The organism is Gordoniibacillus kamchatkensis (assembly GCF_000829455.1).
Taxonomy (GTDB): Bacteria; Bacillota; Bacilli; order Paenibacillales; family NBRC-103111; genus Gordoniibacillus; species Gordoniibacillus kamchatkensis.
Genome location: NZ_JXAK01000013.1, coordinates 77,552 through 91,903 on the forward strand (window position 1 = coordinate 77,552; position 14,352 = coordinate 91,903).

Consider the following 14,352-nt stretch of genomic DNA (forward strand, 5'->3'; position numbering starts at 1 on the left):
AACAATCGTCAGGGCAAAGGGGAGCGATCGATGGCAGGAGCACGAAGCGAAGCGGTTCTGCAGCGGCAGGCGGCTCAGGGCAAGCCGAACAAATACGGCGTTTACAAAAAAATAAAAAAGCACTGGCAGTTTTACTTGCTGGTGTTCGCACCGCTGCTTTACATCGCGATCTTCAAATATGTGCCGATGTTCGGCGTGCTGATTGCTTTTAAAGAGTACAACGTCGTTCAGGGCGTTTTCGGCAGCCCGTGGGTCGGGTTCAAGTATTTCAAGCAGTTTTTCGACACTCCGTTTTTTTGGCAGTACATCAAAAATACGCTCGGCATTACGCTGTACGGGCTGATCGTCGGCTTTCCCGCACCGATCGTTTTGGCGCTCGCATTGAACGAAATCCGAAACGGATGGTTCAAAAAATCGGTGCAAATGGTCACTTACGCCCCCTATTTCATTTCTACGGTCATTATGGTTTCGATTATTATCGTCAACCTGTCCCCCCACGTAGGGCTGTTCAGCAACATCCTTACGGCGTTCGGCGTCGAGCCGGTCGATTTGATGGGAAAGCCGGAGCTGTTCAAATCGATCTACGTCTGGTCCGACGTGTGGCAATATACCGGGTACGGAGCGATCATTTACATTGCCGCCTTGTCCGGCGTCAATCCGGACTTGTACGAAGCCGCCAAAGTGGACGGCGCTACGAGGCTGCAGAAGATCGTTCACATCGACATCCCGAGCCTCGTTCCCGTCACCGTCATTTTGCTGATCCTGAACTTGGGCAACGTGATGAGCCTCGGCTTCGAGAAAATCTATTTGATGCAAAATCCGCTCAACCAGACCGCCTCCGAAGTGATCTCCACTTATGTGTACAAGGTCGGTCTGCTCGGCGCCAACTTCAGCTTCTCGGCCGCCATCGGGCTGTTCAATTCGGTCGTCAATTTCGTCCTGCTGATCGTCGTCAACACGGCGGCCAAGAAGCTGTCATCGACAAGTTTATGGTAACGAAGGGGGAGCGGCATGGGAAAACGCGCCATTCGCGAATCGGCAGCCGACAGGCTGTTCATAGCAGCCGTCTATTTGTTTTTGACAGTGGTGCTGTGCGTCATTTTGTTCCCGCTGCTGTACATTTTGAGCGCATCGTTCAGCTCGCCGGCAGCGGTGACTTCGGGCAAAGTGTGGCTGTGGCCCGTCGATTTTTCGCTGGAAGGGTACAAAGCGGTGTTCCGGAATGCGAACATTTTGATCGGCTACGGAAATTCGCTTTTTTACGCGGTGTTCGGGACGCTCGTAAACGTCGCGATGACGGTCATGATCGCCTATCCGCTCGCCCGGAAAACGTTTTACGGCCGCGGCGCCATCATGTTCGCGCTCGCGTTTACGATGTTTTTCGACGGAGGCCTTATCCCGAACTATTTGGTCGTCAAGTCGCTGGGGCTGCTCGACACGAGGCTGGCGATGATCGTGCCCGGCGCCTTGGCGGTGTTTCAGGTGATCGTAGCCCGCACGTTTTTTCAAACGACAATACCGGATGAGCTGGCCGAAGCGGCGGAGATCGACGGCTGCAGCGACTTCAAGTTCATGGTGAACGTAGTCCTGCCTTTATCGAAGCCGATTCTCGCCGTCATGACCTTGATGTACGCCGTCGGACACTGGAATGCGTATTTCAACGCCCTCATTTATTTGAAAAACGCCAACTTGTTTCCGCTGCAAATTTTTCTGCGCAACATCTTGATTCTGAACACCGTCGATCCGGCGATGGTGGCCAATGTCAACGACCTGCTCGTGCAGCAAGGCTTGAAAGACCTGCTGAAGTATTCATTGATCGTTGTTTCCAGCGCGCCGGTGCTGATCATTTATCCGTTTGTGCAAAAACATTTCGTCAAAGGGGTGATGATCGGATCGCTGAAAGGCTGAGCGGGGCAAGCAAAATCGCGGCATTTGCAGGAGGTGGGGCTGACCGGAGCCGAAACAGCGTTTCAAAAGAAAGCTGCGATTCATACAAACGTATCAGGAGGGGTACAAATGAAAAAATCGCTAATGGTGCTGTCAAGCTTGCTGCTCGGCATATCGCTGATCCTGTCCGCTTGCGAATCAGGGAAGTCCGGGGCCGGGGCCGGGCAAGCCGATGCCAAAGATGCGGCCCGGACGCAAGATCCGAACAAGCCGGTAGAATTGACGGTATTCGCGCCGCAGTCGCCGGCGATCGAAAATTTGGAGACGAACCGGTTTACGAAAGTTGTGGAAGACAAGTCCAAGGTCAAAATCAAATGGAACGTCGTCCCCGACAAATCGCTGGACGATAAAAAGCAGCTCATGATGGCGAGCGGCGACTACCCGGCCGTACTGCTCGGGGCGGCATTCAGCAAAGCGGATCAAATGAAATACGGACAGCAGGGCGCGTTCATCGATCTGAAGGACTTGATCGACAAATATGCCCCCAATATCAAAAAGGCGATGGCCGACATCCCGTATTTGAAGTCCGCCATGACGACGCCGGACGGGAAAATTTACGCCATCCCGAAAATTAACGAATGCTTCCATTGCACATATGGCGAAAAAATGTGGATCAACAAAGCATGGCTCGATAAGCTCGGGCTCAAGATGCCGACGACGACGGACGAATTTTACGAGGTATTGAAAGCGTTTAAGGAAAAAGACCCGAACGGCAACGGCAAGGCGGACGAGATTCCGTTCACCACCTCGTACGATATGTGGGCCGGAGGCGTCGACGGCTTCTGATGAACGCGTTCATTTACGATGACATGGATTCGTATTTCAGCGTGAAGGACGGGAAGGTGCTGCTGTCCGCAGCTCAGCCCGAGTGGAAGGAAGGGCTCAAATATTTGCGCAAGCTGTATAGCGAAGGGCTCATCGACAAAGCTTCGTTCACGCAAAACACCGATGCGGTCAAGCAGCTTGCCAGCAAGCCGGATCAGGTCGTTGGCTCCGTCACTACCGCATTGATCAGTTACTTGTACTCGCCTAACGACGCTACGCCGCGCCATAAAGATTTCGAAGTCGTGCCTCCGCTCAAAGGGCCCGGCGGGGTACAGCTGGCCGGCTATTCGGTTGGAGCGGGCAACGGGCAATTCGTCATTACGAACAAAGCGAGCAAAGACCAGCAAATCGCCGCCATGCGCATGGCCGACTATTTGTACTCGGAGGAGGCGACCGTGCTTACGTCGTGGGGCTTCGAAAACGAAGGATGGAGAAAAGCGAACAGCGGCGAGACGGATTACAACGGGCAGCCGGCCAAATACGCGGTCATTGCGTCGAATAAAGGGGTGGAGGTCCAAAACGACTCGTGGCAGCAATTGGGCCTCATGCTGATGACGAACTCGATCCGCGAAGGCTTTGTGGCGCCGAAAGATCCGCTTGGAAGCGACGGTTACGAGTACCGCCTGTGGAAAGAGTCGAAAAAGTACGAGCCGTACGCCAAACCGGATGCGGTGTACCCGTCCGACGTGTTTATCGACCCTGCCGACGCTTCCCTCGCCGCGCAGCTCAAAACGACGATCAAAGACTACGTAAAATCGAACATGGCCCAGTTCATTACCGGCAGCAAAGACATCGACAAAGATTGGGACAGCTACGTTGCCGGGTTCAAAGGGCTGCAGCTTGACAAATATTTGGACATTTACCAGAAGGCTTTGAAGAAATGACCCATATGTTGACATCGCTGCGGCGGACGGCTATAATTTTTACGATATAGCACTAACGCAACGATGAAAGAGAGTAGGCTGTAGCCCGCCCCACAGAGAAAGAGCCCCGGACGCCCGAACCGCAAGCGATTTGCGATGCGGAAAGCGCCGGCTGGAAGGGCTCTGCGGCGAAGAACGGCCGAAGGCTGCTTTCGGAGCGCGGACGAACTCCGCCGGGGGGACCCGTTACAGTCCGCATAAGGAGATCGCTAGCAAGCGGCGGCGGGACCGTAAGGTTCGGCGCGCATGCGCAGGCGGTAACCAGGGTGGTACCGCGAGCAATCGTCCCTGTCATTGACAGGGGCGTTATTTTTTCCGTGAAGGGAGTCTGACCTACGATGAAAGCTAGCGAAATCCGAGCCAAATGGCTGCAATTTTTCAAGGAGAAAGGACACCACATCGAGCCGAGCGCGCCGCTCGTGCCGCATAACGATCCGTCACTGCTTTGGATCAACGCCGGCATGGCGCCGCTAAAGCCGTATTTCGACGGCCGCATGGTGCCGGAAAACCCGCGCATCGCCAACTCGCAAAAATGCATCCGCACGAACGACATCGAGAATGTGCGACAGACGCGCCGCACATACGTTTTTTGAAATGCTCGGCAACTTCTCGATCGGCGACTATTTCAAGGAAGAAGTCATTACGTGGGCATGGGAGTTTTTGACGGACCCGAAATGGATCGGCTTCGACCCGAACCGGCTGTCGGTGACCGTATACCCGGAAGACGAAGAGGCGTTCAAGCTGTGGAACGAAAAAATCGGGCTGCCGGCGGAGCGCATCTACAAGCTGCAGGACAACTTCTGGGATATCGGCGAAGGGCCGTGCGGGCCGTGTACGGAAATTTTTTACGACCGCGGCGACAAGTACGGCGACTTAAGCGATCCGGAATGCTGGCCGGGCGGGGAAAACGAGCGCTTCCTCGAGGTGTGGAACCTCGTCTTCTCCCAATTCAATCATAATAAGGACGGCTCGTATACGCCGCTGCCGAACAAAAATATCGATACGGGCGCAGGCCTCGAGCGCTTCGCGTCGATTTTGCAAGACGTCGATTCGAACTTCGACACCGATTTGTTCATGCCGATTATCGAAGCTGCCTGCAAGCTGGCCGGCGTCAAGTATCACGAAAAGAGCGACACCGATGTTGCGCTGAAAGTCGTCGCCGACCATATTCGCGCCGTGACGTTCGCCGTTGCCGACGGCGTGCTGCCGTCCAACGAAGGCCGCGGCTACGTCATTCGCCGCTTGCTGCGCCGCGCCGTCCGCTACGGCAAAGCGACGCTCGGCATCGAGAAGCCGTTCCTGCACCGGCTCGTTTCCATCGTCGGCGACATTATGGGCGTTTACTATCCGGAAGTTGTGGAGAAGCGCGAGTTCATCGAGCGCGTCATCCGCACCGAGGAGGAACGGTTCCACGAGACGCTGAGCGACGGACTGCACATTTTGACGGAGATGGCGGCCAAGGCGAAAGCCGAGGGCAAGAACGAAATCAGCGGCCCCGACGCGTTCAAGCTGTACGACACGTACGGCTTCCCGTTCGATTTGACCGAGGATTTCGCCGCCGAAAAAGGGATGACGGTCGACCGCGCCGGCTTCGACGCGGCGATGCAGGAGCAGCGCGACCGCGCCCGCGGCGCCCGCCAGGAATCCGAGAGCATGAAGGTGCAGGGCGGTCCGCTGGCCGATTTTACGGATAAAAGCGAGTTTGTTGGATATACTGAATTGGTAGTGTCTGCCAAAGTAATCGCCATCGTCCACGAGAACGAGTTCGTCGATCTCGCCGGCACCGGCGAAACGTGCCGGATCGTGCTCGACCGCACGCCTTTTTACGCTGAAAGCGGCGGGCAAGTGAGCGATCACGGCGTGATTACAGGCGCTGACGGCAAGCTGAAGCTCGTTGTCGAAGACGTAAGCAAAGCGCCGCACGGCCAGCACGTGCACACCGTCCGCGTCGAAGCGGGCGTGCTGCGCAAGGGCGAGACGGTACAAGCGGCCGTCAGCCCTTCGCTGCGCGAAGACATCGTGAAAAATCATACGGCCACGCACCTGCTCCATAAAGCGTTGAAGGAAGTGCTGGGCACGCACGTCAATCAAGCAGGCTCGCTCGTGCAGCCGGAGCGGCTTCGCTTCGACTTCTCGCATTTCGGCGCGGTCAGCGCCGAAGAGCTGCAGGATGTTGAGCAGCGCGTCAACGAGCAAATATGGCGCAATACGAAGCTGGACATTTATACGAAATCGCTCGCCGAAGCGAAAGCGCTCGGAGCGATGGCCCTGTTCGGCGAGAAATACGGCGAAACGGTGCGCGTCGTCCAGGTCGGCGACTACAGCCTGGAGCTGTGCGGCGGCTGCCACGTCGCTTACACCGGCCAGATCGGCTTGTTCAAAATCGTCAGCGAGTCCGGCATCGGCTCCGGCGTGCGCCGCATCGAGGCGGTCACCGGCCGCCATGCGTACCAGTATCTCGACGCCCAGCTGCAGCAGCTGAAAGATGCCGCCGCTCTGCTCAAGGCGAACGTAAACGATGTGCCTAAGCGGATCGAGGCCGTCCTGGCGCAGATCAAAGATTTGGGCCGCGAGAACGAATCGCTCCGCGCCAAGCTGAGCCGCGTGGAAGCGGGCGCGCTGGCGGAGCAGGCGAAGACGGTGGCCGGCATCACGGTGCTGGCGGCGCAGACGAACGCCGGCGATATGGACTCGCTGCGCAGCATTGTCGACGAAATGAAAGCGAAGCTTGGCTCCGCGGTCATCGTGCTCGGCGCTGCGGCCGACGGGAAAGTCAACTTGGTGGCAGCCGTGACCCCGGATCTCGCGGCTAAAGGCTTCCACGCCGGCAAGCTGATCAAAGAAGCCGCGGCGGCATGCGGCGGCAGCGGCGGCGGCAAGCCGGAAATGGCGCAAGCCGGCGGCAAGGAGCCGGGCAAGCTCGGCGAAGCGCTGCGCCTTGTCGAAGAGCTGGTAGCGAAGCAGCACGCTTAAATAAATGCTGAGCAAGGCGGAGCGGAGGATGGGAATGTGGGGGCGGAGAGCGCAGCGTGCGCCTTTGAAATCGTGTTCCCACCTTCTATTCGATTCATGGGAACACGATTGTGGGCGAAGCCGGAGACCCATATTCCCAACCCGCAGCGCAGCCCTTTTTTCTCAAAAGCCTTAAAAATTATACGGCGAAAAAGGAATTTTCTGCCGCGTACAGAATATATCACATTATGGCATATCGGTAAGAGAGCGAGGGTGATCGCGATGAGTTCCATGGACAAAACGATGAAATTCAATGTGAAAGCGGAAGAGGTCGAAACGTCACCCCAAGAAGTCATTTTAACGGTGTACGAAGCGCTGCAGGAGAAAGGGTACAATCCGATTAACCAGATCGTGGGCTATTTGCTCTCCGGCGACCCGGCCTACATTCCGCGCCACAACAACGCCCGCAGCTTGATCCGCAAACGCGAGCGCGACGAGCTGATCGAAGAACTGGTGCGCTCCTACATCAATCAGCACAAATGACAGGAGACGCCGGATGAGAACGATGGGGCTCGACTACGGGGATAAGACGATCGGCGTCGCCGTCAGCGACGAGCTCGGCTGGACGGCGCAAGGCGTCGAGACGGTTCGCCGCACGACGGCAGAGCGCGATTTTGCCCGCTTGAAAGAGCTTGTAGCGGAATTTAACGTCGGTGAAATCGTTGTCGGCCTGCCGAAAAACATGAACGGCACGATCGGCCCGCGTGGCGAAATTTGCATTGCATTCGCACGCGAAGTGGAGGCCATACTAGGGCTGCCTGTCCGCCTTTGGGATGAACGGCTGACGACCGCCGCCGCGCAGCGCACGCTGCTCGAGGCCGACGTCAGCCGCAAAAAGCGCAAAGCCGTCATCGATAAAATGGCGGCGGCGCTTATATTGCAAGGCTATATGGATTCCAAGAACGCGAGGTGAAGGCCGTGGCCGGGAAAGAACAAGAGCAGCACGAAGAGCCGGAAATCATTTATATTCCGGACGAGGAAGGCAACGAGGAAGAGTTCGAAGTGATTATGAAGTTCGAGGTCGACGGTTCCGACAAAAAGTATATGATGGTGGTGCCGGTCGAAGCGGACGAGGAAAGCGACGAAGTGTACGCTTTCCGCTATGAGGAAGACGAAAACGGAGACGACCTGAAGCTTTATACGATCGAAGACGAGGAAGAATGGAACATCGTCGAAGAGACGTTCAACACGCTGATGGCCGAATACGACGAGGAAGAGGACCAATGAACGGAGTGAAGACGACGGATACCTTGCGCGCTGCGTACGGAGATGATATCATTTTGTACGATGAGCAAAATGAATCCGCCGCGTATCGCATCGTCGCCGAGTTCATCCATGACGGGCAAGGCTACGCGGTGCTGCAATCCGAGGCGCTCCGCGAAGAAGATGAAGTGGCGATATTTCGCGTCGTGGCAAACGGCGGCGTGCTCGAGCTGGAGAACATCGAAGACGACGACGAGTGGGAGACGGTATCGGAGCTGTATGACGAGATGTTGTTCCCGCTTGAAGACGAATAAATAGCGAGCGCTGAAGGAGCGGCTTGTCCGCTCTTTTTCTGTTGCTCGCCAAACTTGATCAGCCGAAGGAGTATGCCGTGGAATCGACGACGCAGCTGCCGCCGAAACGGTCCGTATGGAAAATCGTAATGATCGTCGCGGCCTTATTCATTGTCATCGCTTTGGGGGCGATTACGGGCGCAGCCCTCTACGTGTCGCAAGCGCTCCGCCCCGTACCGGCATCTTCGCAAGAAGTGCGGTTTACCGTCCCTGCCGGTTCGCGCCCCGCGCAAATTGCCGGCATTCTGGAGAGAAGCGGGCTGATTCGCGACGATCGCATTTTCACATACTATTTGAAGTGGAGGAAAGAAGGCTCCCGCTTTCAAGCCGGCGAATATGCGATGACGCCCGGGACGCCGCTGGATGCCATTATCGCCAAGCTAAACGACGGAGATACGGTCAAAGAGGATACGATCAGGCTGACGATTCCGGAAGGATATACAGCGGTGCAAATTGCCGACAAAATTGCCCAAGCGACAGGCCAATCGAACGAAGAGGTCATGCGCCTGATCGACCGGCCAGGGGCTTACCGCGGCGCCGTCATCCCCGCTTTGCCCGATTCGCCGCAAGTGAAGCATAAAGCCGAAGGCTACCTGTTTCCCGAGACATACGAATTCAAGAAAGGCACCGGGCCGGAGGAAATGGTGCAGCGCATGCTGGCGGAAACCGACGGCAAAATCGCGGCTATCCCGGGCTGGGACGAGCAGCTGAAGCGTTCCGGCTTTACACTGCATCAAGTGCTGACAATCGCTTCGCTCGTCGAGCGCGAGGTCGTTCTCGACGAAGAGCGGCCTGTCGTTGCCGGCATTATCGTGAACCGGCTCAAACGGAATATGCCGCTGCAAATCGACGCCACGGTTCAGTATTTGTTCGACAAGCCGAAAGATCGTCTCGTAGAGAAAGATTTGCAGCTCGAAAGCCCTTATAATACGTATTTGCACACCGGCTTGCCGCCGGGGCCGATCGCCAGTCCGAGCGCCGCATCGATACGGGCCGCCCTGTCGCCGGCGGATACGAAGTATTTGTTCTATGTTACGAAGAAGGACGGCTCCAAAGGCCATTTGTTCGCCGAGACGTTCGAACAGCATAAGAAGAACATTGCGGCGAGCAAAACTCAGGAAGGAAAGTGAAGCGTCGTGAACAAACCAGAATTGCTCATACCGGCGGGCTCCGCCGAGCAGATGGCAGCTTACGCCGAAGCCGGGGCGGATGCGCTGCTCGTCGGCGACAAACGCTACGGCCTGCGGCTGCCGGGCGACGTCCCGGCGGAAGCGCTGCGCCGCGCCGTACCGGAAGCGCATAAAGCCGGCGTCAAAGTGTACGCCGCGCTGAATCATATCATGGATAACGATACGGTGCGCACGCTGCCGGATTACGTCAAGGAGCTGGCCGCCGCAGGCGTCGATGCCGTCGTGTACGGCGACCCGGCCGTGCTCGCCGCAGTGAAGGCTCACGCGCCGCAGCTTGCCTTGCATTGGAACGCCGAGATGACGTCGACGAACTGGGCGACGGCTTCTTTCTGGGGGCGCAAAGGAGCAACTCGCGTCGTCGCCGCCCGCGAGCTGAACTTGGAGGAGCTGGCCGAAATGGCCTCTCGCCTGAAAGGCGTCATGGAAGTCGAAGTGCAGGTGCACGGCATGACGAACATTTATCATTCCAAGCGAAAGCTGCTGCACAACTATACCGAACATCTCGGCCGCCCGTCCGAAGGGCAGTCGTATAATCCGGAGCGGGGGCTTTATCTTGTCGAGCAGGAGCGCCCGACCGAGCGTTTCCCGATATATGAGGACGAAAGCGGCACGCACGTCATGAGCTCGGACGACATCTGCATGCTGGAAAATTTGCCGGAGCTTATGGACGCCGGGATTGCGAGCTTCAAAATCGAAAGCGTGCTGAAAAGCGCGGAATACAATATCGCGGCGCTGCGCAGCTATCGCGCCTGCATCGACGCCTACTGCACCGACCCGGCCGGATTCACGTTCGACCAAACGTGGCTGGAAACGATCCAGGCGCTGCAGCCGAGCGACCGCGAGCTGTCGTACGGATTTTTTTATAAAGAGCAAGTGTATTGACGAAAGGGAGGGGATGACCTATGACGACCGTATTGGAACGGCGCGCCCGCGGCCGGCGGGTTCGGCTTGAGAGGCCGGAGCTGCTGGCGCCGGCCGGGAGCCTGGAGAAGCTGAAATTCGCCGTGCATTACGGCGCCGACGCCGTTTACATCGGCGGACAGAAGTACGGGCTGCGCTCGGCGGCCGACAATTTTACGTTCGAGGAAATGCGCGAAGGCGTCGAGTTCGCCAGCCGCTACGGGGCCAAGGTGTTCGTGGCGACGAACATTTACGCCCATAACGAAGATATCGAAGGTTTGGAAGATTACTTGAGAAATTTGCAGGACGTCGGCATCGCGGCGATCATCGTCGCCGATCCGCTCATCGTCGAGACGGCGAAGCGTGTCGCGCCGAAGCTGGAAATCCATCTGAGCACGCAGCAATCGACGATGAACTGGCAGGCGGTGCAGTTCTGGAAAGACGAAGGCGTAGAGCGCGTCGTTCTGGCGCGGGAAGCGAGCATGGCCGAAATCGACGAGATCAAACGGCATGTCGACGTCGAGATCGAAGTGTTTATCCACGGCGCCATGTGCTCGTCATATTCCGGGCGCTGCGTCCTTTCGAACCATTTCACCGACCGCGATTCGAACCGCGGCGGCTGCTGCCAGTCGTGCCGCTGGAAGTACGATTTGTTCGCGGGCGGGACGGCGGCGGAAGGGCCGATCGCGCGCGACGTGCCCGTGTTTGACGAAGGGGACGACCCGTTCATGATGAGCGCGAAAGATTTGTGCATGATCGAGCACATTCCCGATCTGATCGAATCCGGCGTCGACAGCTTCAAAATCGAAGGCCGGATGAAAAGCGTCCACTATGTTGCTACCGTCGTGAACGCGTACCGGCAAGCGATCGACGCCTATTTCGACGACCCGGAGCGGTACGAGCTGAAGCGCGAATGGCTGGAGGAAATTTACAAGGCGGCGAACCGCCCGGTCAATACCGGCTTTTTCTACGACGAGCCGGGACACGAGGAGCATATTTTCGGGCCGGAGGACAAAGCGGTGCAGTTCGATTTTGTCGGGCTCGTGACCGATTACGACGCGGATACCGGAATTGCTACCGTGCAGCAGCGCAACTACTTCAAGCCGGGGCAGGAGGTCGAGTTTTTCGGCCCGGACGGCACTCATTTCAAGCAAATCGTCGAACATCTGTGGGATGAGAACGGCGCAGAGCTGAGCGCGGCCCGCCATCCGCTGCAGCCGATCCGCCTGAAGACGGCGGCTCCGGTCAAGCCTTTCGACATGATGCGCAAGCGTACGGGGCCTAAGCAATAGCCGGCCGTAGGGGAAAATTCCATCTGAAGCTGCCATAGGGCGCCTCGGATGGAATTTTTTTGTGCAATTGTCCCGAATCCGAAAGGAATATGTCTCTTGTTGTCGAATATAACCGAGGGCACTATATCCTTTGGCAGTTATTTGCAATGCGCAGCAATGACTATGTGATGGTGGTGTAAAAAGATGAAAGCATGGATGGCCAAAACTATCTCCGCAATGAAGCAAGGATGGGCGGCTCTCACCAGGGGGGCAAAGCGGATTGACTGGAGCGCGACGGGCCAGCGCATGAAGGCGGCCGGCAAGCGGCCGGAGAGCGGAGACAACCGGCAGGGAGATGCGTCATCGGGCGGCGTTCTGCTCGGGAATCCGCTCAAGTCCGTCGGGATGAAGCTATTTATCGTTTTCTTCGTAAGCATTGTTACGTTTGTGGCAGTGGTAGGGGGCATTTCGTACATAAAATCCAGAGACGTCCTGAAGAGCAAAGTGTCGGAAGCGTCGCTGGAAGCGATCGTTCAAGCGGGACAAAAGCTCGACTTTTTGTACAATTCGCTGGAGAACTTGTCGCTGCAAATTATGCTGGACAAAGATTTGCAGGGGCAGCTCAATGACCTGAACCGCATCACTAAAGGGTCGTATGAATATTTGGAGCTGACCCGCAAGCTTGGCGACAAGCTGAACGTGTATTTATACGCCGACAAGAACATCAAGGCGATTCATCTTCTGCGCCCGAACGGGGAATATATCAACGTCTCGGGAGCGTCGATGACCGGCGACAATTTCGGCGACAAAGACTGGTTCAAGCGCATCACCGACGCCTCGGGCAAGGCCGTATGGCTCGAAAGTCAGCAGAAGGGCTACTCGCAAACGATGTCGTCGCCGGGCTTCGCAATCGGCCGCTCGCTGCGCGATACGACGTCGAACAACATCAATGCCGTGCTGGTGATGGAAGTGGCGACCGATGTGCTCGGGAAGCAGGTCGACGGCATATCGTTCGGGGACGGCAGCAGCATCCGGGTGTTGACGGCGAACAATATGAACGTCTATACGAGCAAAGCCGAAGACATTGCCAAAAAATCGGCCATTGAGCTCAGCAAGGACAGCCTGGCGGAAGATAGCGGCTCGGTGACGACGAACGGCCAGCAGGTTGTGTTCTATAAGTCTCCGGTGTCGTCATGGTATTTGGTTGGAGCGATGCCGGTAGCTTCGCTGACGTCCAGCGCGACGGTCATCGCCCAAATGACGATCATCATGGCGCTGGTTGCGACTGTGGTGGCCATCGTCATCGGTTATTTCGTCGCCGGCATGATTCGCCGTCCGATCAACCGCCTGCGCGATTTGATGGATCAGGGCGCACGCGGCAATTTGCAAGTGCGGGCCGATTTCACGAGGAAGGATGAGATCGGCCAGCTCGGCAACAGCTTCGACGTCATGATGGAGCAGATCACATCGCTCGTCCTGACGACCCAACAGTCCGCCGCGCAAGTGATGGAGACGGCGGCGGAGCTGACGAACGCCTCGCGCACGACGGCGACGTCGGCGAAGGAAATCGCCGTCGCCACGGAAGAAATTTCGGTCGGGGCTTCCGGCCTGGCGAACGAGTCCGAACGCGGCAACGAGCTGACCCAGCAAATCGGCGAACGGATGAAAAACGTCATTCAGGCCAACCTGGAAATGGGCAGCTCCGCTTCCGACGTGCAAAGCTCGTCCGAGCTCGGCACGAAGTACATGTCGGAACTGATCCAGAAAACGAACGACGCGGAAACGACGATTCGCGCCATGGTCGAAAAAGTCGACAAGCTGAAAGAGAGCACGCGCTCGATCCGGAAAATTCTCGACGTGCTGAACAATGTATCCAAGCAGACGAACATTTTGTCGCTCAACGCCACGATCGAAGCGGCCCGCGCGGGCGCAGCCGGCAAAGGCTTCATGGTCGTTGCCGACGAGATCCGCAAGCTGGCGGACCAGTCGCGGCAATCGATCGGCGTCGTCGGCGAAATTACGGAGACGATTCAACGGGAAATCGACGAGACGGTCACCGTGCTCTCGAACGCATACCCGATTTTCCAGCAGCAAATTACGTCGGTGAAAGAAGCGGACACGATTTTCGCCCGCGTGCGCGAGCATATGGGCGGGTTCATCTTGCAGCTTAGCAACGTCAGCGACTCGATCAGCGAGCTCGACCAGTCGCAAATCATTTTGTCCGAGGCGATGAGCAACGTAAGCGCGGTAGCGCAACAGTCGCTGGCGACCAGCGAGCAAGTGTCGTCGCTCAGCCAGGAGCAGCTTAACATTAGCGAAGGCCTAGTCCGATTGGTGGAAAGGCTGGAAAATTTGTCGAATTCGTTGAAAGATTCTTTGACACGGTTCCGGATTTAGTATGTTTTGAAAAATGGCTCGCTCCCCGCGGTTGGGGAGCGGGCCGTTTTTGTGGTTGTATAACCTTCAGGGGCTGCGCTGCGGATCGGCATATGGGCTTCCCACGTTTTGGGAAGCAGGCCATTTTGCGTTGATAACCTTCGCGGAGCCGAGGATGGCATTAGGGGGCGGAGAGTGGAACGTGCGCCTTTGAAATCGGGTTCCCTCCTCGAAATGTCTTAGTAGATCAGGGAACCCGATTTCAACGAAGCCGGAGCCCCCACATGCCAATCCGCAGCGGAGCCCCCCGAAGGTTATCTGCGTAAGGTGGGCCGGCTCCATGCTGCGCATG

At 57.1% G+C, this 14,352-nt stretch carries 12 protein-coding genes and 1 pseudogene; all 13 read left to right on the forward strand.

Translation table 11 applies throughout. From position 1 onward, the window contains the following. Positions 1 to 30 precede the first annotated feature (30 nt). The 13 genes and pseudogenes from SD70_RS09645 (at position 31) to SD70_RS09700 (ending at position 14,021) form a co-directional block, all read left to right on the forward strand. A complete protein-coding gene (locus tag SD70_RS09645; RefSeq protein ID WP_052487220.1) occupies positions 31 to 996 on the forward strand; it encodes an ABC transporter permease in 966 nt (321 codons plus the stop codon). Positions 997 to 1,011: 15 nt separating this feature from the next. Continuing rightward, a complete protein-coding gene (locus SD70_RS09650; RefSeq protein WP_041047361.1) occupies positions 1,012 to 1,908 on the forward strand; it encodes a carbohydrate ABC transporter permease in 897 nt (298 codons plus the stop codon). Positions 1,909 to 2,016: 108 nt separating this feature from the next. Beyond that, positions 2,017 to 2,733 carry an extracellular solute-binding protein gene (locus tag SD70_RS39755; RefSeq protein ID WP_331436760.1) on the forward strand — a complete coding sequence of 239 codons (717 nt, stop codon included), beginning with the start codon at positions 2,017 to 2,019 and terminating at the stop codon, positions 2,731 to 2,733. Beyond that, positions 2,733 to 3,656, forward strand: a complete 924-nt coding sequence (locus SD70_RS39760) for a hypothetical protein (protein WP_331436761.1) — start codon at positions 2,733 to 2,735, stop codon at positions 3,654 to 3,656. The genes SD70_RS39755 and SD70_RS39760 overlap by 1 nt, the downstream gene beginning before the upstream one ends. Before the next feature lie 377 nt (positions 3,657 to 4,033). Next, positions 4,034 to 6,668: pseudogene (gene alaS / locus SD70_RS09660) on the forward strand (alanine--tRNA ligase). Between the two features lie 261 nt (positions 6,669 to 6,929). Next, positions 6,930 to 7,190: an IreB family regulatory phosphoprotein gene (locus SD70_RS09665; RefSeq protein WP_041047401.1), complete on the forward strand. Its 261-nt coding sequence runs from the start codon at positions 6,930 to 6,932 to the stop codon at positions 7,188 to 7,190. Positions 7,191 to 7,203: 13 nt separating this feature from the next. Further along, positions 7,204 to 7,620 (forward strand): Holliday junction resolvase RuvX, encoded by a 417-nt coding sequence (gene ruvX / locus SD70_RS09670; RefSeq protein WP_041047362.1) that lies wholly within the window; start codon positions 7,204 to 7,206, stop codon positions 7,618 to 7,620. Between the two features lie 5 nt (positions 7,621 to 7,625). Beyond that, positions 7,626 to 7,934 (forward strand): DUF1292 domain-containing protein, encoded by a 309-nt coding sequence (locus SD70_RS09675; protein ID WP_041047363.1) that lies wholly within the window; start codon positions 7,626 to 7,628, stop codon positions 7,932 to 7,934. Further along, positions 7,931 to 8,224, forward strand: coding sequence for a DUF1292 domain-containing protein (locus SD70_RS09680; protein WP_041047364.1), 294 nt, complete (start codon positions 7,931 to 7,933; stop codon positions 8,222 to 8,224). The genes SD70_RS09675 and SD70_RS09680 overlap by 4 nt, the downstream gene beginning before the upstream one ends. Before the next feature lie 77 nt (positions 8,225 to 8,301). Beyond that, on the forward strand, positions 8,302 to 9,393 hold the full coding sequence (gene mltG, locus SD70_RS09685) for an endolytic transglycosylase MltG (protein ID WP_231571139.1): 1,092 nt from the start codon (positions 8,302 to 8,304) through the stop codon (positions 9,391 to 9,393). 6 nt (positions 9,394 to 9,399) lie between these two features. Then, on the forward strand, positions 9,400 to 10,335 hold the full coding sequence (locus SD70_RS09690; protein ID WP_041047365.1) for a peptidase U32 family protein: 936 nt from the start codon (positions 9,400 to 9,402) through the stop codon (positions 10,333 to 10,335). 20 nt (positions 10,336 to 10,355) lie between these two features. After that, on the forward strand, positions 10,356 to 11,645 hold the full coding sequence (locus SD70_RS09695; RefSeq protein ID WP_041047366.1) for a peptidase U32 family protein: 1,290 nt from the start codon (positions 10,356 to 10,358) through the stop codon (positions 11,643 to 11,645). A 183-nt stretch (positions 11,646 to 11,828) separates the two neighbouring features. Further along, entirely contained in the window at positions 11,829 to 14,021 is a 2,193-nt protein-coding gene (locus SD70_RS09700; protein WP_231571140.1) for a methyl-accepting chemotaxis protein, read from the forward strand. Positions 14,022 to 14,352: the final 331 nt, after the last annotated feature.

Excerpts from the sequence above, each read along its gene's own strand:
- SD70_RS09680 (WP_041047364.1), top strand. The coding sequence starts at position 7,931 with ATGAACGGAGTGAAGACGACGGATACCTTGCGCGCTGCGTACGGAGAT.
- SD70_RS39755 (WP_331436760.1), top strand. The coding sequence starts at position 2,017 with ATGAAAAAATCGCTAATGGTGCTGTCAAGCTTGCTGCTCGGCATATCG.
- ruvX (WP_041047362.1), top strand. The coding sequence starts at position 7,204 with ATGAGAACGATGGGGCTCGACTACGGGGATAAGACGATCGGCGTCGCC.
- SD70_RS09650 (WP_041047361.1), top strand. The coding sequence starts at position 1,012 with ATGGGAAAACGCGCCATTCGCGAATCGGCAGCCGACAGGCTGTTCATA.
- SD70_RS39760 (WP_331436761.1), top strand. The coding sequence starts at position 2,733 with ATGAACGCGTTCATTTACGATGACATGGATTCGTATTTCAGCGTGAAG.
- SD70_RS09665 (WP_041047401.1), top strand. The coding sequence starts at position 6,930 with ATGAGTTCCATGGACAAAACGATGAAATTCAATGTGAAAGCGGAAGAG.
- SD70_RS09700 (WP_231571140.1), top strand. The coding sequence starts at position 11,829 with ATGAAAGCATGGATGGCCAAAACTATCTCCGCAATGAAGCAAGGATGG.
- SD70_RS09645 (WP_052487220.1), top strand. The coding sequence starts at position 31 with ATGGCAGGAGCACGAAGCGAAGCGGTTCTGCAGCGGCAGGCGGCTCAG.
- SD70_RS09695 (WP_041047366.1), top strand. The coding sequence starts at position 10,356 with ATGACGACCGTATTGGAACGGCGCGCCCGCGGCCGGCGGGTTCGGCTT.